This window comes from Caulobacter vibrioides (assembly GCF_002310375.3).
GTDB lineage: Bacteria > Pseudomonadota > Alphaproteobacteria > Caulobacterales > Caulobacteraceae > Caulobacter > Caulobacter vibrioides_D.
In genome coordinates this window covers 271,281-292,060 of sequence record NZ_CP023315.3, presented here as the reverse complement: position 1 = coordinate 292,060, position 20,780 = coordinate 271,281, and the positions used below count along the sequence as shown (strand labels likewise).

At 66.4% G+C, this 20,780-nt stretch carries 20 protein-coding genes, 1 other RNA gene and 1 pseudogene; 10 read left to right on the top strand and 12 right to left on the bottom strand.

The genetic code is table 11. From position 1 onward, the window contains the following. Positions 1-215: 215 nt before the first annotated feature. The 4 genes from def to recR form a co-directional block, all read right to left on the bottom strand. Positions 216-737: a peptide deformylase gene (def, locus tag CA606_RS01390; protein WP_096052740.1), complete on the bottom strand. Its 522-nt coding sequence runs from the start codon at positions 735-737 to the stop codon at positions 216-218. 8 nt (positions 738-745) lie between these two features. Further along, positions 746-2,044, bottom strand: a complete 1,299-nt coding sequence (rmuC, locus tag CA606_RS01385; RefSeq protein WP_096052741.1) for a DNA recombination protein RmuC — start codon at positions 2,042-2,044, stop codon at positions 746-748. Between the two features lie 194 nt (positions 2,045-2,238). Next, complete coding sequence (locus CA606_RS01380) at positions 2,239-2,391, bottom strand: hypothetical protein (RefSeq protein WP_096032260.1); 153 nt, start codon at positions 2,389-2,391, stop codon at positions 2,239-2,241. 109 nt (positions 2,392-2,500) lie between these two features. Further along, complete coding sequence (gene recR / locus CA606_RS01375; RefSeq protein WP_096052742.1) at positions 2,501-3,103, bottom strand: recombination mediator RecR; 603 nt, start codon at positions 3,101-3,103, stop codon at positions 2,501-2,503. A 27-nt stretch (positions 3,104-3,130) separates the two neighbouring features. Between recR and CA606_RS19795 the strand changes: the two are divergent. Beyond that, positions 3,131-3,214 (top strand): annotated as a pseudogene (locus CA606_RS19795) (hypothetical protein); the annotation flags it as partial. A 15-nt stretch (positions 3,215-3,229) separates the two neighbouring features. Here the strand turns inward: CA606_RS19795 and CA606_RS01370 are convergent. The 3 genes from CA606_RS01370 to ffs form a co-directional block, all read right to left on the bottom strand. After that, a complete protein-coding gene (locus CA606_RS01370) occupies positions 3,230-3,559 on the bottom strand; it encodes a YbaB/EbfC family nucleoid-associated protein (protein WP_096053910.1) in 330 nt (109 codons plus the stop codon). A 62-nt stretch (positions 3,560-3,621) separates the two neighbouring features. Next, positions 3,622-5,454, bottom strand: a complete 1,833-nt coding sequence (locus CA606_RS01365; protein ID WP_096052743.1) for a DNA polymerase III subunit gamma/tau — start codon at positions 5,452-5,454, stop codon at positions 3,622-3,624. A gap of 90 nt (positions 5,455-5,544) precedes the next feature. Continuing rightward, positions 5,545-5,636, bottom strand: an RNA gene (gene ffs / locus CA606_RS01360) — signal recognition particle sRNA small type. Positions 5,637-5,711: 75 nt separating this feature from the next. Here ffs and nudC point away from each other — a divergent pair. Next, positions 5,712-6,653: an NAD(+) diphosphatase gene (nudC, locus tag CA606_RS01355; protein ID WP_096052744.1), complete on the top strand. Its 942-nt coding sequence runs from the start codon at positions 5,712-5,714 to the stop codon at positions 6,651-6,653. A gap of 178 nt (positions 6,654-6,831) precedes the next feature. Further along, positions 6,832-8,070, top strand: a complete 1,239-nt coding sequence (locus tag CA606_RS01350; protein ID WP_096052745.1) for an acetyl-CoA C-acetyltransferase — start codon at positions 6,832-6,834, stop codon at positions 8,068-8,070. A gap of 128 nt (positions 8,071-8,198) precedes the next feature. Here the strand turns inward: CA606_RS01350 and CA606_RS01345 are convergent, their stop codons facing one another. After that, positions 8,199-9,653, bottom strand: a complete 1,455-nt coding sequence (locus CA606_RS01345; protein WP_096052746.1) for an AMP nucleosidase — start codon at positions 9,651-9,653, stop codon at positions 8,199-8,201. 307 nt (positions 9,654-9,960) lie between these two features. On the opposite strand from CA606_RS01345, the gene CA606_RS01340 reads away from it, so the two are divergent. Together CA606_RS01340 and CA606_RS01335 are read left to right on the top strand one after the other, a co-directional pair. Beyond that, positions 9,961-11,214 carry a dicarboxylate/amino acid:cation symporter gene (locus tag CA606_RS01340; RefSeq protein ID WP_096052747.1) on the top strand — a complete coding sequence of 418 codons (1,254 nt, stop codon included), beginning with the start codon at positions 9,961-9,963 and terminating at the stop codon, positions 11,212-11,214. Between the two features lie 148 nt (positions 11,215-11,362). Next, positions 11,363-11,785 (top strand): DUF6491 family protein, encoded by a 423-nt coding sequence (locus tag CA606_RS01335; RefSeq protein ID WP_096052748.1) that lies wholly within the window; start codon positions 11,363-11,365, stop codon positions 11,783-11,785. A gap of 19 nt (positions 11,786-11,804) precedes the next feature. Here the strand turns inward: CA606_RS01335 and CA606_RS01330 are convergent, their stop codons facing one another. Next, positions 11,805-12,677, bottom strand: coding sequence for a 2-dehydropantoate 2-reductase (locus tag CA606_RS01330; RefSeq protein WP_096052749.1), 873 nt, complete (start codon positions 12,675-12,677; stop codon positions 11,805-11,807). Positions 12,678-12,860: 183 nt separating this feature from the next. Next, on the bottom strand, positions 12,861-13,904 hold the full coding sequence (locus CA606_RS01325) for a ribonucleotide-diphosphate reductase subunit beta (protein WP_096052750.1): 1,044 nt from the start codon (positions 13,902-13,904) through the stop codon (positions 12,861-12,863). 133 nt (positions 13,905-14,037) lie between these two features. Here CA606_RS01325 and CA606_RS01320 point away from each other — a divergent pair, with 133 nt between their 5' ends. Further along, a complete protein-coding gene (locus tag CA606_RS01320) occupies positions 14,038-14,727 on the top strand; it encodes a glutathione S-transferase family protein (RefSeq protein ID WP_181242730.1) in 690 nt (229 codons plus the stop codon). A 77-nt stretch (positions 14,728-14,804) separates the two neighbouring features. Next, a complete protein-coding gene (locus CA606_RS01315) occupies positions 14,805-15,611 on the top strand; it encodes a hypothetical protein (RefSeq protein WP_096052751.1) in 807 nt (268 codons plus the stop codon). A gap of 101 nt (positions 15,612-15,712) precedes the next feature. Here CA606_RS01315 and CA606_RS01310 read toward each other — a convergent pair whose 3' ends face one another. Continuing rightward, positions 15,713-15,805, bottom strand: coding sequence for a hypothetical protein (locus tag CA606_RS01310; RefSeq protein ID WP_181242876.1), 93 nt, complete (start codon positions 15,803-15,805; stop codon positions 15,713-15,715). Between the two features lie 148 nt (positions 15,806-15,953). Between CA606_RS01310 and ahcY the strand changes: the two genes are divergently transcribed. The 3 genes from ahcY (at position 15,954) to CA606_RS01295 (ending at position 19,639) form a co-directional block, all read left to right on the top strand. Next, the gene (ahcY, locus tag CA606_RS01305; RefSeq protein ID WP_096052752.1) at positions 15,954-17,345 is read left to right on the top strand and encodes an adenosylhomocysteinase; all 1,392 of its coding nucleotides are present in this window, start codon (positions 15,954-15,956) and stop codon (positions 17,343-17,345) included. Between the two features lie 118 nt (positions 17,346-17,463). After that, the gene (locus CA606_RS01300; protein ID WP_096052753.1) at positions 17,464-18,315 is read left to right on the top strand and encodes a pyridoxal kinase; all 852 of its coding nucleotides are present in this window, start codon (positions 17,464-17,466) and stop codon (positions 18,313-18,315) included. 196 nt (positions 18,316-18,511) lie between these two features. Beyond that, entirely contained in the window at positions 18,512-19,639 is a 1,128-nt protein-coding gene (locus CA606_RS01295) for a serine hydrolase domain-containing protein (protein ID WP_096052754.1), read from the top strand. On the opposite strand, the gene rarD is transcribed toward CA606_RS01295, so the two are convergent. Then, complete coding sequence (gene rarD / locus CA606_RS01290) at positions 19,636-20,538, bottom strand: EamA family transporter RarD (RefSeq protein ID WP_096052755.1); 903 nt, start codon at positions 20,536-20,538, stop codon at positions 19,636-19,638. The genes CA606_RS01295 and rarD overlap by 4 nt on opposite strands. Positions 20,539-20,780 lie beyond the last annotated feature (242 nt).

Here is a 20,780-nt window from a genome sequence, read left to right as displayed (position 1 = left end):
GTCTCGCCGTGAGATGTAAGGAGGGTTTCCTTCCGGGCGGAAGGAAGCTGGGACGAACTCAAACAAACCCCGTCATCCCGCGCTTCATGCGCGGGACACATGGTTCAGCGTCCACGCGAGAGCGCCATCCTGCTCCGCGCTTGCGGCGAATGGAGGGGTCCCGCGCATGAAGCGCGGGATGAAGGCGGCAGTTGGATCTAAGGCGCCGGCCGCCCCTAAGCCGCGCGGCGGGCCTTCTTCACCTTGGCCATGGCGCGGTCGCGGCGCAGGCGCGAGAGGTGGTCGATGAAGAGCACGCCTTCCAGGTGGTCCATCTCGTGCTGGATGCAGACGGCGAACAGGCCCTCGGCTTCCTCGACGACCGTTTCGCCCTGGTAGTTCATATAGCGCAGGGTGACCTTGGACGGGCGCTCGACCTCGTCATAGTACTCGGGCACCGACAGGCAGCCCTCTTCATAGCCCTGCAGGTCCTCGGACGAGGCCAGGATCTCGGGGTTCACGAAGTAGCGCGGCGCCTTGTCCTCGCCCTCGCGGGCCAGGTCCATGACGATCACCCGCACGGGCTCGCCGATCTGCACGGCGGCCAGGCCGATGCCGGGGGCGTCGTACATGGTCTCCAGCATGTCATCCATCAGAGCACGTAGCTCATCGGTGACGACCTCCACGGGCGTGGAGATCTTCTTCAGCGTCGCCAGATCGGCGGCGTTATCGACGGTGAGGATGCGACGGATAGCCATGATAGGCGTCAGGTAGGCGTGTCATTTCCGAGCGTCAAGGTGGGGGATTGTCCCACGGCGGGCTCGGCGGTCAACTTCGTGAGGGGACGCACGCCCTGTTCGATCGCCGCGGGCTCGTCGATCTTCTTGCCCTCGTGGTCGACGGACAGGTCCTCAAAGCGGCGGGCCTGGGTCAGGACCTGGCTTTCGAGCGAGCCGACGAACTGGTTGTACTTGCCCACCGCGCTCTCCAGCGCCTTGCCCATGGCGCCGGCGTGGGCGCCCATAACCGAGACACGCTTATAGAGTTCACGGCCCACCTCGACGATGCGGGCGGCGTTCTTGGCCTGGTCCTCGGCCCGCCAGCCATAGGCCACCGCCTTGCAGAGCGCGAACAGGGTGGTGGGCGTGACCAGCACCACCCGGCGATCCATGGCCTCGGCCATCAGCTCGGGCAGGCGGTCCAGGGCGGCGGCCAGGAAGCCGTCGCCGGGCACGAACATGGCCACGAAGTCGGGCGAGCCCTCACCCGCAAACTGGTCCCAATAGGCCTTGGACGACAGGCCTTGCATGTGGGTGCGCACGCTCTGGGCGTGGCGGGCCATGGCCGCTTCACGCAGCACTTCGTCGGTCGCATCCTGCGCTTCGAGGAAGGCGTTCAGCGAGCACTTGGCGTCGATCACGAACACCCCGCCGCCCGGCAAGGTGACCTTCACGTCGGGCCGGCGGCGGCCCTCGTCACTGTCGACGCTGAACTGTTCCTGGAAGTCGAAGCGGCTGTTGAGGCCTGCGGCCTCCAGCACGTTGCGCAGGGTCTGCTCGCCCCAGCGGCCTTGCACGCCGGCCCCGCGACGCAGGGCGGCCGACAGCTTGCGGGCCTCAGCCTGGGTGGCGGTGGAGGCTTCCATCAGGGCGGCGATCTGGGCCTTGAGGCCGCCGGTCTCCTCGGCGCGGACCTTCTCGACGGCGTTCACCTGGGCCTCGAACTTCGCCAGAGTCTCGGCGACTGGCTTGAGCTGGGCCTCCAGCCGGGCCTCGGCGAGGCGCTCGCGGCTCTTGGCGTTCTCGTCGGCGCGCTTGATCAGCTGTTCGGCGATGGCGTTGGCGCTCTGGGCGGCCTGGGCCTTGATCAGCTCGATCTGGGTGGCGCTCTGGTCCTCCAGCAGGCGATGGCGCTCCTCGGCCTGGGTCAGGCGTTCGGTCAGCAGCCAGGCCTGGGCCTCGGCCTTGGCGGCCCGGCGCTGAGCGGCGACGGCCCACAGTCCCAAGGCGACGGCGGCCAGGGCGAAGACGAGGGCCAGGATCAGATAAGGATCGGAGAAGTTCATGCTCCGTTCCTACCCGAAGTCGGGCGAACGCGGAAGTTCTCCTTCTCTCCTTGCGGGATAAGAGCCTGCCCCGGACATGATCCGGGGTGTCGCCGACCGGCGACGAATGAGGGGTTGCTCCGGACACGCCCTGAAGACCCCTCACCCGGCCCTTTGGGCCACCCTCTCCCGCAAAGGGGAGAGGGGGATCCAGATCACTCGTCGCCGTCGGCGATGTCGGCGATCAGGCCGTTGATCGGCTCCTCGTTGAAGCTCGTCACGTTGTGGCCCTTGTCGTGGACGCCGACCTTGGCGACGTGCGGGGTTTCGATCTCGGCCTCGGGGGCCTTGTCGTCTGGCGTACTCATGAAAATCGTCCCTCTACAGACGCATCGGCGGTCCCGACGCGACGGCGGCGAGCTTGGCTTTTGAAAGCGAGGCTGTCAGCCGATTTCCCGAAGAAAGCTCGGGAATTTGTCAGGCCGGACGCCGGGCGCGCAGCGCCTGGGCGATCGTGCCGTCGTCCAGCCAGTCGAGGTCGCCGCCCACGGGCACGCCGCGCGCCAGCATGGTCACCGGCACATTGGTCTTGGCCAGACGGTCAGCGATGTAGTGAGCGGTCGTCTGGCCATCGACCGTGGCCGGCAGGGCCAAGATCACCTCGGCGACGGATCCATCCGCAACCCGGCCGACCAGCTCGCCGATCCGCAAGGCCTCGGGTCCAATCCCGTCCAGCGCCGACAGCAGCCCGCCCAGCACGTGGTAGCGCCCCTTGAACGAGCCGCCGCGCTCCATCGCCCAGACCGAGCCGACCTCCTCGACCACGCAGAGCAGGCGGCCATCGCGGGTGGCGTCGGCGCAGACAGCGCAGGGATCGGTGACGTCCAGCGAGCCGCAGGTCCCGCAGGTGCGAACCTTGGCCTGCGCCTCGGCCATGGCGGTGGCCAGCGGCGCCAGCAAGGTGTCGCGTTTCTTCAGCAGGGCCAGGGCCGCCCGCCGGCCCGAGCGCGGTCCCAGGCCCGGCAGCTTGGACAGCAGGGCGATCAGGCGCTCGATCTCGGGTCCGGCGGAGGCGGCCATCAGGTCCTTTCGGTAGGCGGTGCGTCTCCCTCGCCCTTCGACAAGCTCCGGGTGAGGGATAGGGTCAGCTCAGTAGACATCCTCATCCTGAGCTTGTCGAAGGGCGAGGATGGCGGCTCTACCGCGTCAGAACTTCATCCCGGGCATGCCGCCCATCAGGCCCGCCATCGGACCAGCGGCGTCCTGCATCATCTGGGCCTGCTTGGCGTCGAGCTTCTTCTTGGCGTCAGCATGGGCGGCGACGATCAGGTCGGCGATCACCTCGCCCTCGCCGGGCTCGATCAGGCTTTCGTCCAGCACCACCTTGGCCAACTCGCCCGTGCCCTTCAGCACGACGGTGACCATGCCGCCGCCCGAGGTCCCCTCGACCGTGCTCTCGGCCAGACGCGCCTGGGCGTCCTGGAGCTTCTGTTGCATGGCCTGGGCCTGCTTCATCAGGCCGCCGAGGTCTTTCATGGTCTTGGTCTCCAACTTCAAGTTCCCCTTCCCCATCCAAGGGGAAGGGAGAATTCAGCGCCCTATCCCTCTTCCTCGTCCGGCTCCAGAGGCGGGGCCTCCGGGGTGAGGAGCTTGCGGATCTCGACGATCTCGGCGCCCGGGAAAGCCGACAGCACCGAGGCGACGAAGGGGTCTTTCTTGATGGCCTCCAGCGCCTCGCGCTCCTCGCGCTTCTGGCGCTCCATAAGGCTCTCGGCGCCGCCGCCGCCTTCGGCCGCGACCAGCCAGGGCTGACCGGTGTGCTCCTTCAGGAAGCGAACAAGGCGCCCGGCCAGATTTCCCGGCGCGCCGGGGGCGGCCTCGAAGGTGATGGCCCCGGGCCGGAAGTTGATTGGGCGGACATACTGCTCGACATCCAGCCGCAGGCCGATATCGCGCTTGGCGGCGATCAGGGCCATCACGTCGTCGAACGAGGCCACTACCGGCATGGCCTGGGCCCCGGGCGCGGCCATGGTCATCGGGGCATGGGCAGAGGCCGTCGCCCCGCCCGCGCCGCCGCCACCGATCGAAACCCCGCCGCCAGGGCCGCCGCTCCCCATGGGCGCGCCATCGCGTAGGGCCTTCAGCGCCTCTTCCGGACCCGGCAGGTCGGCGGCGTAGCACAGGCGGATCAGAGCCATCTCGGCCGCGGCCATGGCGTCGGGCGCGCGCCTCACCTCGTCGTGGGCCTTCAGCAGCATCTGCCACAGGCGCGACAGGGTTCCGGCAGAGGTGTGGGCGCCGATGGCGGCCAGACGCGCGGCCTGCTCCTTGGGCATCGATAGGGCGTCGGGCCCCAGGGCCTTGGACACCGCCGAGGCGTGGCAGTGGTCCAGCACATCGAGCATGACCACCGCCGGATCGGCCCCGAAGCCCCAAAGGGCGCGGAAGCCTTCCAGCGCCTCCTTGGTCTTGCCGGCCATCACATGTTCGTACAGGGCGATGGTTTGGCTGCGGTCAGCCAAGCCTAGCATGTCGCGGACCACCGCGGCGCTGACCGTCTGGCCGCGCTCGGTCTGGACGATGGCCTGGTCCAGCAGCGAGAGGCCGTCGCGCACCGAACCCTCGGCCGCGCGGGCGATCAGGGCCAGGGCGTCCATCTCGATCCGCGCGCCTTCCTTGGCGGAGATGCGGTCGAAGTGCTTGACCAGCACGTCCGGCTCGACCCGGCGCAGGTCGAAGCGCTGGCAGCGCGACAGGATCGTCACCGGAACTTTTCGGATCTCGGTGGTGGCGAAGATAAACTTGGCGTGCGGCGGCGGCTCTTCCAGCGTCTTCAAGAGGGCGTTGAACGCTGCCGTCGACAGCATGTGCACTTCGTCGATGATGTAGACCTTGTAGCGCGCCTCGACCGGGGCGTAGCGCACCCCGTCCAAGAGCTCGCGCATCTCGTCGACCTTGGTGCGCGAGGCGGCGTCCAGTTCCAGCACGTCCATGTGCCGGCCCTCGATGATCGAGCGGCAGTGATAGCCTTCGACGGTCAGGTCGACCGAGGCCCCCTTGACGGTGTCGGTCTCGTAGTTGAGCGCCCGGGCCAAGAGGCGCGCGGTCGTGGTCTTGCCCACCCCGCGAACGCCGGTGAGCATGAAGGCGTGAGCGATGCGGCCGGTCGAGAACGCATTGGCCAGGGTGCGGACCATGGCCTCCTGGCCGATCAGATCCTCGAACGTGCGAGGACGGTACTTGCGCGCCAGGACGGTATAGGCGTCGCCCTTCTCGCCCTCCGGCGGGGTTTCGACCACAGGGCGCGCCTCGGCGGCCGGCGCCGGCGCCGGCGCGTCGCCGAAGATGTCGGCGGTGTTCTCGTCCCGCTCGGCGGGCGCCTCGTCCCACGGCGGCGCGGAATCAGGCGAGAGATCGTCGTGGTCGGCCATGGCGCAGAGTGTAGTGGGGCGGAGGGCGCAGCAAAAGCCTCGCACCCAACCGCGCGCGCAACTGCTGACAGAATTTCTAGGAAAATGAGGTGGAGACCGGCAGACGACCCAGAGGTGATCTCGTTGTGGCTGCTGCCTCTCGGCCCTGACCAGGTTGGCGAGGACTCCGTCCGCGCCGATCTCCGAGGCCTATATCGCGACTCATCGCGCAGGATGCAAGGCTGACGAGTCATTCCGCTCACGCTACAGAGTGGCTCATGCCTCTTTCGATCATCACCAACACCTTCGCCGGCAACCCCCTGGACCGCGACAGCGAGCGCCGCGGCGACGAGGCCTTCCTCGCCGAAAAGCTGGCCGATCCCGAGTCGCTGGCCGTCGCGCTGTGGAACGGCAAGCCGCTGGTCGAGGACATCCTCGGCGAAGACGGCAAGCCGACGGGCGTGCAGATCGCCTATCTGCGCGCCGACATGGCCCAGGACCTGGCGGGCGGCAGCGAGAAGCTGCTCTATATGGGCCTGTGGAAGGACATCGCGGTCTTCGCGGTCGACATCGAGGGCGCGGCCGATCCGGCCGAAGGCCCCCTGCAGGGCCTGGGCCGCTTCGAGGAGCTGCGCGGCGCGGCCGCCTCCATGCCGCCCGCCGACGCGGGGATCCTGGCGACCGCCAAGTCGATGTTCGAATGGCGCCGCCGCCATCGCTGGTGCAGCGCCTGCGGTCAGAAGACCGAGGTGTCGGACGGCGGCTGGAAGCGCGTCTGTCCGTCCTGCGAGGCCGAGCACTTCCCGCGCACCGATCCTGTGGCGATCATGCTGGCGATCCACGGCGGCAAGTGCCTGCTGGGTCGCCAGGCGATGTGGCCCCAGGGCATGTTCTCGGCCCTGGCCGGCTTCATCGAGCCTGGCGAGACCATCGAAGAAGCCTGCGCCCGCGAGCTGCAGGAAGAGGCCGGCCTAAAGGCGACGGCGGTCCGCTATCACTCCAGCCAGCCCTGGCCGTGGCCCAGCTCGCTGATGATGGGTCTGATGGCCGACGTCGAGACCGCCGACGCCGCGCCCGACCAGACCGAGCTCGAGGAAGTCCGCTGGTTCAGCCGCGAGGAAGCCCTGCAGCTGATCAAGGGCGAGCTTGAGGGCCTGTTCGCCCCGCCGCCGCTGGCCATCGCCCACCAGCTGATCAAGGCCTGGGCGGAAGAGGCGTAGAGGACGGCTTGGACTTGAGCCACCCAGTTCTCTCCCTTCCCCTTGATGGGGAAGGGTTAGACGACAATCCTCCCCCGCTGGGGGGAGGATTTCGCAGCGCTCGCCCGCTGATAAAAACCCTCTGGACTGCCCCAGCGGCGCCCCCGGTTCACTCCTCGCAACAGAGGAGGAACACCCAATGGCCGAAGCCTACATCATCGACGCCTGCCGCACGCCGCGCGGTATCGGCAAGGTCGGCAAGGGAGCCCTGGCCGACTTTCACCCGCAGCACCTGGCCGCCACGGTCCTGAAGGCCCTGGCCGAGCGTAACGGCCTCAAAACCGCTGAAGTCGACGACATCATCTGGGGCACGTCCAGCCAGCGCGGGTCGCAGGCGGGGGACCTTGGCCGGATGGCCGCGCTGGACGCCGGCTATGACGTCCGCGCCAGCGGCGTGACCCTGGACCGCTTCTGCGGCTCAGGCATCACCACCGTGAACCTGGCGGCGGCCTCGATCATGTCGGGCATGGAGGACCTGATCATCGCCGGCGGGACCGAGATGATGTCCTACACCTCGGCCACCGCGAACGTGACGTCGCCGCCGATGCTGGACAGCGGCAACCTGCGCCTGCGCGCCCGTCATCCGCAGTCGCATCAGGGGGTCTGCGCCGACGCCATCGCCACGCTGGAAGGCATCACCCGCGCCGATGTCGACGCCCTGGCCCTGGAAAGCCAGCGCCGCGCCGATCTCGCCATCCAGGGCGGGCATTTCGCCAAGAGCCTGATCCCGGTGCTGCGCGACGACGGCTCGGTCGCCCTGGACCACGAGGAATTCCCGCGTCCGCAGACGACGGCCGAAGGACTGGCCAGCCTCAAGGCCTCGTTCGCGGCCCTGGCCGAGATTCCGGTCGACGAGGCGGGAAACACCTATGCCGGTCTGATCCGGCAGGTCTATCCGGACCTGAAGATCCAGCACATGCATCACGCCGGCAATTCGTCGGGCGTGGTGGACGGCGCGGCGGCGGTGCTGCTGGCCTCGCCCGCCTACGCCCAGCGCAATGGCCTCAAGCCCCGCGCAAAGGTCATCGCCATGGCCAATGTCGGCGACAGCCCGACCCTGATGCTGAACGCGCCGGTTCCGGCCGCGCGCAAGGCGCTCGCCAAGGCCGGCCTGACCGTCGACGACATCGACCTGTGGGAGATCAACGAAGCCTTCGCGGTCGTGGCCGAGAAGTTCATCCGCGACCTGAAACTGGACCGCGACAAGGTCAATGTGAACGGCGGGGCCATGGCGCTGGGCCACCCGATCGGCGCGACGGGCTCGATCCTGATCGGCACCATCCTGGACGAACTTGAACGCCGCGACCTCAAGCGCGGCCTGGTGACCATGTGCGCCGCCGGCGGCATGGCGCCGGCGATCATCATCGAGCGGATCTAAATCCTCTCCCCGTGGGAGAGGTGTCGGCGAAGGCGACGGAGAGGGGAGAGGCCGGATCAGGCCAACTTCCCCCTCCGGTCGCTTCGCGACCACCTCCCCCGCTAGGGGGAGGATTTAGTCGTCTCGCCTCACCTGAACGGCGGCTCGTCGAAGGCGCGGAGCTTGCGTGAGTGCAGGTTCGGGCCTTCGGCGTGCAGCAGCTTGCAGGCCAGGATGCCGATCTGGAGGTGTTGGCTGATCGCCCGCTCGTAGAAGGCGTTGGCCTGGCCCGGCAGCTTGATCTCGCCGTGCAGCGGCTTGTCCGACACGCACAGCAGCGTCCCGTACGGCACCCGGAAGCGGTAGCCCTGGGCGGAGATCGTCGCCGACTCCATGTCGATCGCCACCGCGCGGCTCTGGTTGAAGCGCAGGGCCGAGAGGCTGTGGCGAAGCTCCCAGTTGCGGTCGTCGGTGGTGACGACGGTGCCCGTGCGCAGGCGCTTCTTCAGCTGATCGCCGCTGTCGCCGCTGATCGCCTTGGCCGCGTCGTAGAGGGCGCGCTGCACCTCGGCGATCGACGGCACCGGGATCTCCGGCGGCAGGACGGCGTCCAGCACGTGGTCGTCGCGCAGATAGGCGTGGGCCAGGACGTAGTCGCCGATGGTCTGGGTGTCGCGCAGGCCGCCGCAGTGACCGATCATGAGCCAGGCTTGCGGACGCAGCACCGCCAGGTGGTCGCAGATCGTCTTGGCGTTGGACGGACCGACGCCGATATTGACCAGGGTCACGCCCGAACCGCCCGGCGCCATCAGGTGATAGGCCGGCATCTGGTGCTTGCGCCAGGTCGACTCCGCCACCGCCAACTCCGGATTGACCGTATTGGCGGTGATGGTCAGGCCGCCCGCGCACGACAGCGCGGTGTAGGGGCTGTCCGGCAGCTTCAGCTGCTCGATGCCCCAGCGCACGAACTCGTCGACATAGCGGTTGTAGTTCGTGAACAGGATGAACTGCTGCACGTCCTCGGACGGCGCGCCGGTGTAGTGCTTCAGCCGCGCCAGCGAGAAGTCGGTGCGCAGACCGTCGAACAGCGACAGCGGATGATTATCCTCCAGCACCGAGTTCCACAGGCCGTCGGCGATCTCATCGCCGATGAAGGCCAGGTCCGTGGTCGGGAAGAAACGGGCGATGTCCTCGCTGCGCACATCGGCCTGGTTCAGGTCGATCGTGGCGTCCAGCACATAAGGATAAGGGATTTCCTGACGCGAGCGGTCGATCTCGATCTCGACGTCGAAATCATCCATCAAGAGCGTCAGCTGCTCGACCAGATAGTCGCGGAACTGCGCGGGCCGGGTGACCGTGGTGGCGTAGATCCCCGGACGGCTGACGCGAGCGTACGAGCGGGCCAGCTTGGGCGGCAGCGCTTCGGGGTCGTAGGTCAGCCGCAGCTCGGGATAGGCGAACGTCCCGTCGAAGCGGGCGGCCGGATCCGGGCGGGTTCCATCTTCGAGATAGGCGCGGAGCGCGTCGCGCAGAGCGCCGACGGCGCGTTCGTATTCGTCATTGAGCCGTTCGACGACGGCGATTGCTTTTTCTTGGTTTGACATGACGCCTTATAGCGACGTTTTGCGACCTTGGCGAGACGGCCGGACGACGCAAATAAGAATTTTATTACTTAACATGGTCCGGCTTCGACGGCGCCCCGCCGGGTCGCAACGCGCGCCTGTTTGCGGAGCTTGGCGCGCATTCAAGGCGCGTGGTGAACGCAAGGGCATGGACGAACCCGCTCGCGTCGGCCACAAGGGCTGAAATGCTCAAGGAAGGAGCCTATGGCGGCGCGGGCGTTCTCGCGCGTCGTTCCTTCCGACAACCAGAACAAGCCGTCGACGCCCGAGTGAGGCGCCAGGGGGATCCATGAATAAACGCTTCGCCTATCTGATCATCGCCTCGATGATCCTCGGGGTGCTGGTCGGCTGGGCCTGTAACCAGTTCCTCGACCCGGTCGGCGCCAAGGCCGCCGCCGGCAACCTGTCGATCATCACCGACATCTTCCTGCGCCTGATCAAGATGATCATCGCGCCGCTGGTCTTTACGACCCTGGTCGCGGGCGTCGCCCATATGGAAGACGCCGCCGCCGTCGGCCGCATCGGCGCCAAGACCATGACCTGGTTCATCGGCGCCTCGGCGGTGTCGCTGCTGCTGGGCCTGCTGATGGTCCACCTGCTGGATCCGGGCGCGGGCCTGAACATGGCCCATGTCGATGTGTCGATGAAGACGACGGCGACGACCGAAGCCTTCACCCTGAAGGGCTTCATCACCCACCTGGTGCCGACCTCGATCTTCGACGCCATGGCCAAGAACGAGATCCTGCAGATCGTGGTGTTCTCGCTGTTCGTCGGCACCGCCGTGGCGGCGCTGGACGACAAGGCCCCGCAGATTCTGGAGCTGGTCGAGCAGGCCGCCCAGATCATGCTGAAGGTCACCGGCTTTGTGATGAAGCTGGCCCCGCTGGCCATCTTCGCGGCCCTGGCGTCGACCATCGCCACCCAGGGCCTGGGCATGCTGGCCACCTACGGCAAGTTCGTGCTGGGCTTCTATCTTACCATGGGCGTCCTCTGGGCCCTGCTGTTCGTCGCCGGCCTGATGGTGCTGGGCAAGCGGGTCGTCCCGCTGTTCGGCGTCATCCGCGACCCGGTGCTGCTGGCCTTCTCGACCGCCAGCTCGGAAGCCGCCTATCCGCGTATCCTCGACAGCCTGCCCAAGGTGGGCGTGCGTCGCCGGATCGTGTCGTTCGTGCTGCCGCTGGGCTACTCGTTCAACCTCGACGGCTCGATGCTGTACTGCACCTTCGCGACGATGTTCATCGTCCAGGCGCACGGCGTCGAACTGACGGTCCAGCAGCAAATCTTCATGCTGCTGCTCTTGATGGTGACCTCCAAGGGCATCGCCGGCGTGCCGCGCGCCTCGCTGGTGGTGATCATGGCCACCCTCACCTACTTCGGCCTGCCCGAGGCGTGGATCGCGCTGGTGCTGGGCGTCGACCACCTGCTGGACATGGGCCGCAGCGCCACCAACGTCGTGGGCAACAGCGTCGCCGCCGCCGTCGTGGCCAAATGGGAGGGTGAGCTGGACGACCTGCCGCCCGAGGGCGAAGCCGCCAAGGCCTGACCTCGCTCACCTGAGCGTTCCTTGAGATCGCCCGCTCCGCCTCGGCGGGGCGGGCTTTTTCGTGTCCAGTTTCAAATGTACAGTAAAAACTTGACAACATCCGCACGAGGCCCAATCTCGACAGGCGAGGGACTATGAGGACGACGTCATGAGCAGGACAACTCCCCTGGCGCGGGCCGCGCTGATCGCGCTCGCCATCGCGGGCTTCTCGGCTTCCGCCGCCCTGGCCCAGGCGCCCGCCGGGCCTTCGAAGGCCGCCAAGCCGGCGCGCCAGTGCTTCTATCTGTCAGACTGGCGCGGCTGGTCCGCGCCGGACAAGAACACGCTGTACATGAAGGTGCGCGGCCGCGACGTGTATCGCGTCGATCTGGCTTACGGCTCCAACCAGTTGACCTGGCCGGGCACGCATCTTGTGTCGGTCGTTCGCGGCCCCGACAGCGTCTGCCACCCGCTGGACCTGGACCTGCGGGTCTCGGACGACTTTGGCATGGGCATTCCGATCCGCGCCAAGGCGATCACCAAGCTGACGCCGGAAGAAGTTCAGGCGCTGCCGAAGAAGTATCGGCCGTAAGGCCTCGGCGGCGCGCGCTCTATAGCGCCGCCGCGTTCAGCAGCGCCACCACCATGGCGTTGGCGGGCGTCGCGATCCCGTGCGCGGCGCCCCGCCGAACGATGACACCGTTTCGCGCGTCCAGTTCCATAGGCCGCCCCGCCGCGCGGTCGGCGTGCAGGGAATTGATCGAGCCCGGGTCGGCGGCGCGATAGCCGGCGATGACCTGGTCGGCCAGGTCGTCCGAAAGATCCGCGCCCTCGGCAAGGCCCACGGCCACGCACTCGCGCACCAGCGACCGCATGACCTGCGCCGCGCCCTCGTCCTGGGCGATCCCGGCAGGCTTGAGCACCAGCGCGTTGACCGCTCCGGCGCAGTTGAGGGCCAGCTTCTTCCAGGCCTCGGTCGTGAAGTCCTCGACGACCTCCAGCGCGATCGGCGTGTGGGCGAAGAGGCTTGCGAAGGCCTCGCCGGCCGCGCCCGCCGGAACCTTGATCCAGCCGTTGCGCCGCTGCAGCATCCGCCCCGGCGCCGAGCGCTCGGCCGGGATATCGACCACCGCCGGGACCAGCCGTTCGGCGGCGATCCGGCCCGCGAAGGGCGCGGTGTGTTCAACGCCGTTGCGCAGGATGGCCACGCGGGTCTGCGGACCGACCAGGGCGTCCAGCCAAACCAAGGTCGCGTCGGTGTCGTAGGTCTTGGTCGTCACCAACACCCAGTCGACGGGCGCGAGGCTCTCCGGCGAGGTCGCCACACGCGGCGCCGCGCTGATCGGCCCTTCCGGCGTCTCGACCGCCAGGCTCTCGAACGGCGTGCGGACGCAGACCGTCACCGCATGGTCGGGCCTCTGGGCCAGCCAGGCGGCGAGCGTTCCACCGACGGCGCCGGGGCCGATCACGGCGATGCTAGTCATGGGAGGCTCCGCTCAAAACAAAACCCTCTCCCCTTGCGGGAGAGGGTGGCCCGGCCAAAGCCGGGTCGGGTGAGGGGTCGCACGGGCGGCGCCGGGAAACCCCTCATCCGTCATCCTTCGGATGACACCCCGGATCAAGTCCGGGGCGGGCTCTTCTCCCACAAGGGGAGAAGAGACCTCACATCACTCCGCCGGGATCGCCTCGGGGGCGCGCTTCTTCATCATTTCGTCGAAGCTGGTCCACACGCCGTCCGAACCGTGCCATTGGCCCTTGGTCGCGGCCTTGGAGTATTCGGTGGCGCGGGCTTCGAAGAAGTTGGCGTGCTCCACGCCCGACAGCAGCGACTGCAGCCAGGGCAGCGGATTTTCCCTCACGCCGTAGACCTCGGGCAGGTGCAGTTGGCGCAGGCGCCAGTCGGCGACGAAGCGGATATAGGCCTTGATGTCGTCCGGGGTCATGCCCTGAATGTCGCCGGCCTCGAAGGCCAGGTCGATGAAGTTGTCTTCCATGCCGACCACGGTCTTGCAGCAGTCGACGATGTCGTCAGCCACGGCCTTGGTCACCGCGCCGGTTTCCTTGTTGAAGGCGTGGTAGAGCTTGATGATGCCGTCGCAGTGCAGGCTCTCGTCGCGGATCGACCACGAGACGATCTGGCCCATGCCCTTCATCTTGTTGAAGCGCGGGAAGTTCATCAGCATCGCGAACGAGGCGAATAGCTGCAGGCCTTCGGTGAAGCCGCCGAACATGGCCAGGGTGCGGCAGATGTCGGCGTTCGAATCGACGCCGAAGGTCTGCATGTAGTCGTGCTTGGCCTTCATGGCCTCGTATTCCATGAACGCCGAGAACTCGGTCTCGGGCATGCCGATGGTTTCGAGCAGCAGGGCGTAGGCCGCGATATGGATCGTCTCCATGTTCGCGAACGAGGCCAGCATCATCTTCACTTCGGTGGGCTTAAAGACCCGACCGTAGCGCTCCATGTAGTTGTCCTGCACCTCGACGTCGGACTGCGTGAAGAAGCGGAAGATCTGCGTCAGCAGGTTCCGTTCCTTGTCGTTCAGCTTGACGGCCCAGTCCTTGAGGTCCTCGCCCAGCGGCACCTCTTCGGGCATCCAGTGGACCTGCTGCTGCTTCTTCCAGAAGTCATAGGCCCACGGATAGCGGAACGGCTTGTAGCCGCCCGACGGGGTCATAAGGCCAGGCAGGATCAGCGATGACGGAGCGGACATGACAGAGCCTCGGGCAGAATCGAGCGGACAGGTTAGAAGAGGTTACGGCAGGCGTTAGCCCGACGCACCTCAAAGAGTGCCCCACCACATCTGGTGTGACAATGGGCCTCAGCCACAAGATAGGGGATGAATCGTGAAAAAGCCGTTTACGATTTTTAGCGCCCTCGGATCGGGCGGCGTGCCCATCGAGGCGGCCATGACCCTGATCGGCCTGCCCTATGAGATCATCGAGGCCCCGACCTGGGAGGGCGAGGTCGAACAGGCCAAGGTCGCGGCGGTCAATCCGCTGAAGCAGATCCCCGCCCTGGTCACCCCCGAGGGCGAAACCCTGACCGAAAGCGCCGCCATCCTGATCTGGCTGGCCGACCGCTTCCCGCAGGCGAAGCTGGGTCCCGCGATCGACCACCCGATGCGCGGCCAGTTCCTGCGCTGGATGACCTTCATCCCGGCGTCGATCTATTCGCTGTTCTGGGTGCGGGACGATCCGTCGCGCCTGGGCGGGCCCGACCCGGAGGTGCAGGCGCGGATCAAGGCGGCGACGGCCGACCGCATCGCCGACTGCTGGGCGATGATGGAGAGCCAGCTCGCGCCGCTGATGGACCGGCACGGCGGCCGCTACCTGCTGGGCGATGAGCTGGGGATGCTGGATCTCTATGTCGCGGTCGTCAGCCGCTGGGGGCCCAGGCGCGTGCGGTTCTATGAGGCGGCGCCGAGAATGGCGGAGGCGGTGCGGCGGGTGGACGCCGACCCGAGGTTGACGGCGTTATGGGCGGAGCGGTTCCCGTTCTTTGACGGGTGGGAGCGGCTCGGGCAGCAGGGGTGATTTCAGGCGATATGTACTGAAGCTTCCACTAAGCACAAAAAACGATAAATTGCCGTCGAGGACTAAGGACACACGCTATGGCAAGCCTAAGTAACTTAGATCGCTTCAAGTCGGACCTTAGATCCTTAGTTGATCATTCCAGCCTTCTTGAACTCTCGCTTCTTGTAAAACTTCATGGACCCGAAGAGGTTTTAAAGGCCCTCAAGACCGAAGATAAGAGCATCCTCGAAAATCTGCCAAACTTCAATGTTTCGTACGAAGCTTGGTATTCGGAATGCATTGCCCTATTAAAACAGATTTTGCCCGACCAAGTTCAGGACTTTAAAGATCATTTTGAAGTACCCAGAAACAGAAAAGACATAACATATGCGACTTATAGAATTCAGGATGCATTGAAAGGGCTCCGCATCACACGTCCTCCGTACGATACGGTAATCGTAGATAGCAAAGCTGCGGTTCCTCACTTCCAACAACAAGCTGCAATCCTGAAGGCAGCTGAGCGGCGGTTCGAGTCGGCGCTGTTCGACATTCGCCAATTAGTGCAAGCTGATCTGTTCGATAGCGAAATCGGCTCAGCCCGCGAGCTTTTGAAAAACAAGTTTCTGCGGGCAGCTGGCGCAGTGGCGGGAGTAGTTCTCGAAAAGCACCTCGCACAGGTCTGCGAAAATCGAAACCTGAAACTTGCGAAAAAGAATCCCGGCATCGGCGATCCAAACGAGGCCCTGAAATCTAACGGCGCAATCGATGTCCCTCAATGGAGATTTATATCCATGCTTGGAGACATAAGAAATATATGCGATCACAACAAAAAACAAGAGCCGACACAAGATCAAGTATCTGATCTAGTCAACGGCACCGACAAAGTATTGAAGACGATATTCTAGCTTATTTTTCAATCTACACAGATTATCGCCCCGCCCCCCGCCGGTCGGGTGCGATCCTTAAATCTCTTGGAGGCTGCAGCGTGCAGGGCTGGGCAGGTCAGTCAAGGACCGCCCTGCGGGCGGCCGCGCGGCGGCGACGCGCAGCGTCGTCCTTGAGTGACCTGCCCAGCCCTGCGATCGTCTCGCCGTGAGATGTAAGGAAGGCTCCTTCTCGGGAGCGAGAAGGACGCAAACGCGGAACCCCACGCCCTGACATAAAGATATCTTTATGCGTTAATTGCTCGGAAGGGCTCTCGCGCGTATAAGGTCGGCAAGATCCCCACCCGACCGCAGGAGCCGACCGTGGCCGACTATATCGTCAAGGACATCTCGCTCGCCGATTTCGGCCGCAAGGAAATCGCTATCGCCGAGACCGAAATGCCGGGCCTGATGGCCACGCGCGCCGAGTACGGTCCCCAGCAGATCCTCAAGGGCGCCCGCATCGCCGGCAGCCTGCACATGACCATCCAGACCGCCGTGCTGATCGAGACCCTGACGGCGCTCGGCGCCGAGGTCCGCTGGGCCTCGTGCAACATCTTCTCGACCCAGGACCACGCCGCGGCCGCCATCGCCGCCGCTAACATCCCGGTCTTCGCCTTCAAGGGTGAGAACCTGGTCGAGTACTGGGAATACGCCCACAAGATCTTCGAGTGGCACGACGGCGGCTATCCGAACCTGATCCTGGACGACGGCGGCGACGCCACCCTGCTCTGCGTGCTGGGCCCCAAGGCCGAGAAGGACCCCTCGATCCTGAACAACCCGCAGAACGAGGAAGAAGAAGCCCTCTATGCGGTGATGAAGAAGTACCTGGCCGAAAAGCCGGGCTTCTACTCGGCGATCCGCGCTGCGATCACCGGCGTGTCGGAAGAAACCACCACGGGCGTGCACCGCCTGTACCAGATGGCCCAGAAGGGCGAGCTGCCGTTCCCGGCCATCAACGTCAACGACAGCGTCACCAAGTCGAAGTTCGACAACCTGTATGGCTGCCGTGAAAGCCTGGTCGACGCGATCCGTCGCGGCACCGACGTCATGCTGTCGGGCAAGGTCGCCGTGGTCTGCGGCTATGGCGACGTGGGCAAGGGCTCGGCCGCCTCGCTGCGCCAAGGCGGCGCCCGCGTGATCGTCACCGAAGTCGACCCGATCTGCGCCCTGCAGGCGGCGATGGAAGGCTACGAGGTTCAGACCCTGAACGACGTCGCCGACAAGGCTGACATCTTCGTCACCGCGACGGGCAATAAGGACGTCATCACCGTCGACGACATGCGGAAGATGAAAAACAACGCCATCGTCTGCAACATCGGCCACTTCGACTCCGAAATTCAGATCGCCGGCCTGCGCAACTTCAAGTGGGACGAGATCAAGCCGCAGGTCCACCACGTGGAATTCCCGGACGGCAAGAAGCTGATCGTGCTGTCGGAAGGCCGCCTGGTGAACCTGGGCAACGCCACCGGCCACCCCAGCTTCGTGATGTCGGCCAGCTTCACCAACCAGACCCTGGCCCAGATCGAACTGTGGACCAACAGGGCCAAGTACGAGAACCAGGTCTACACCCTGCCCAAGCACCTGGACGAGAAGGTCGCCTTCCTGCACCTGGAAAAGCTGGGCGCGAAGCTGACCACGCTGCGCAAGGACCAGGCCGATTACATCGGCGTTCCGGAAGCCGGTCCGTTCAAGCCGGATCACTACCGGTACTAAGGTCGGACGAAGTCTGATTTACGATGGGGAAGGCTCGCCGCTTGGCGGGCCTTTTCTTTTTTCACCATGAGCGACGACGCCCTATTCAAGGGCCCATTGCTCGGCTAATCGCTTTGCCATGCCGCTAGCCTTGATCATTTCCAGCCATGTCGCCGGCAGTCAGGTCGGCGCGACGGCCCAGGCCACCGCCCTGGCGCAGTTCAAGATCGACTCGATGGTGGTGCCGACCGTGCTGTTCGGCCGTCACCCTGGCTGGGGCATTCCCGGCGGCGCGCCCGTGCCGATCGAGGTGTTCGAGGGCATGCTGGACGGGGTCGAGGCCAACGGCCTGTTCGGTCTCGTGGACCTGGTGATCACCGGCTATTTCGCCACCGCCGCCCAAGTCCGCGCCGCCGCGCGGGTGATCGATGCGGTGCGCGAAGCGCCGCGCCCGAACGGCGCGGCCATGCGTCGCCCGACCGTCATCGTCGATCCCACCATGGGCGACGCCGGCAAGGGCCTCTACATCGCGCCCGAGACCGCCGACGAGATCATCGCCGACCTGATCCCCCGCGCCGACGTCGTGGCCTGCAACTCCTGGGAGCTGCAGAAGCTGACCGGCACGGACGCCCGCGATCCGCAGTCAGCCATGCGCGCCGCCCGCCTGCTGGGCAAGACCACGCTGGTGTCCTCGGTCCACCGGGGCGCCGAGATCGGCGCGGTGCTGGCCGACAAGAAAGAGGCCTGGCTGGCCGCCCACGCCAAGTCCGACCGCTCGCCCAACGGCACCGGCGACTTGCTGACCGCCCTTTACGCCGCCTCGATCCTGGAGGGCCAGACCTTCTCGTACGGCCTGGCGCGCGCCGTCGGCGGCGTGGCCGAAACCGTGACCGCCGCCAACATCTGGAACGCGCCCGAACTGCCGATCGTGGCCATGGGCGCGCGCATCAAGCAGACCTCGCCGACCGTCCGCATCGAACGGCTGGCCTAGAGCGCGTTAGGTTTAAGTGTGAGCGGTTAAACCGCTCGAACGCGCTCTAAGTCTATGAATTAGAGCCTGTCATCCCGGGCGAAGCGCAGCGTAGACCCGGGACCGCGACGGGCTCCGAGCTTGCGGCGGTCCCGGCTCGGCGCGCTTGGCGCTTGGTCGGGATGACAAGCGTGTTTGGCCTGCTGTAGATCAAGACATGACCGTAGACATTCAGGGCCTCTGCCCAGACCGCTTCGCCCGCGTCCGCGAGACCTTCGAGGCCAATTTCGCCGACGGGGGAGAACTGGGCGCGCGCTTTTCGTTCGCCATCGAAGGCGAGGTGGTCGTCGACCTGATGGGCGGTTTCGCCGACCGCAAGCGCGAGGTCCCGTTCGGCCCCGACACCCTGACCGCCCTGTTCTCGACCACCAAGGCCGTCGCGGCCCTGCTGATCGCCCGTCTGGTCGACGAGGGGCGGCTCGCCTACGACCAACCCGTCGCCGACGTCTGGCCCGAGTTCGCGCAAGCCGGCAAGGGCGGGGTGACCGTCGAGCAGGCGCTGTCGCACCAAGCCGGCCTGTCAGGCTTTCCCGACGAGACCGATCCGGCCATCTGGTTCGACTGGGACGCCACCTGCGCCAAGCTGGCGGCCATGGCGCCGCTGTTTCCGATCGGCTCGGCCAGCGGCTACCACCCGGTGACCTATGGCTATCTGGCCGGCGAGATCTTCCGCCGCGTGGACGGCCGCACCATGGGAACGGCCCTGCGCCAGGACATCTGCGAGCCGCTGGATCTCGACCTCTGGATCGGCCTGCCGGATAGCGAACACGACCGTGTCGCCGATCTGATGCGCCCGACGGCGATGCCCCAGTTCGGCGAGATCAACCCGGCCGTCGAGGCCGCCTTCTTCAAGCCGTGGTCCTCGCCCGGCGGTCGCGGCGCGGCCGAATGGCGGCGCGTCGAGATCCCCTCGGCCAACGGCCACGCGACCGCCCCGGCCCTGGCGCGGCTGATGGGCGCCCTGGCCAATGGCGGAACGCTGGACGGCCGCTCGCTGATCACCCCCGCCGGCATCAAGGCCGCCACCGCCGAGCGCCTCCGCGGCCGCGACCTCGTCCTGCCCTACGAGATCAGCTGGGGCGCGGGCTTCATGCGCAATGAGCCGAACTTCTACTACGGCCCGACCGCCGAGGCGTTCGGTCACTCCGGTTGGGGCGGCTCGTGCGCCTTCGCCGACCCGACGCGCGGCGTGTCGGGCGCCTATGTGATGAACCGGCAGGGTAACGCCCTGATCGGTGATCCGCGCGCGGTGCGCCTGATCGAGGCGGCGTACGCCAGCCTTTAGGCCGGCGCGAGGGCTCGGGACTTGCGCCAGGCCCCATAGGCGAACGTGGCGACGCCCAGCCAGATGAACACGAACGACAGCGCCCGCAGCGGGGTGAACGGCTCGCCGAACGCCACGCCCAGCAGGAACTGGATCGTGGGCGCGATGAACTGCAGGAAGCCCACCGCGCTGAGCGGCAGTCGGCGCGCCGACCAGGCGAACAGGGCCAGAGGAACCACCGTCGCCGGGCCGGCCAGCGCCAGCAGCGCCGTCACGCCGGCGCCCGCGCCGAAATGGCCTTGGCCGCTCGATTGCAGGAACCACACATAGGCCAGGCCCGGCAGCGCCAGATAGGCGCACTCGATGAAGAGGCCGGTCTGGGCGTCGGCCTTCACCTGCTTGCGCAGGATGGCGTAGACGCAGAAACTGAGCGCAAGACCCAGCGAGACGATCGGCAGATGGCCAAGCGCCACGGTCTGGATGACGACGCCGACGCCGGCGAAGCCGATCGCCACCTTGCCCTCAGTGGACATCCGCTCGTGGAACAGCAGCGCCCCGGCCGCCATGTTCATCAGCGGATTGATGTAATAGCCCAGGCTCGCCTCGATCACGTGGCCCGCGTTCACCGCGAAGACGTAGATCGTCCAGTTGCTGAAGATCGCCAGGGTCGACAGGGCCAGCACGCCCAGCGTCTTGGGCTGGCGCAGCACTTCGGCGACCTGCCCGACCTGCCTGGCGATCAGCACAAGACCCAGCGCCCACAGCACCGACCACAGCGACCGGTGAGCGATCATCTCCCACGAGGAGACGCCCAGCTTGGCCAGCAGGTGGAAGTAGAGCGGCAGGAAGCCCCACAGCAGGTAACACCCGACGCCGGCGGCGTAGGCCGAGCGGCCTTCTGTCGGTGAACTGGGGGACATCGAACCAAACCTCTCGGGCGCTTCTCGCAAATAGGAAGCCCGCCGTCCGCCCGCATCTTGCGGAGGATTGGGAAACTCTGAGTTTGCGGCCAGGAAATCCGGACCGAACCACCGACCTTCCCCGCGAATGCCGGGGTCCAGGCCTCGGAGCGGCGAGGCGCCTGGGAAGAGCGCTGAATCCTTAGCGGCGTTTCAGCGCTCTTCCATCTGGGCCCCGGCGTTCGCCGGGGAGATCGGGTCTC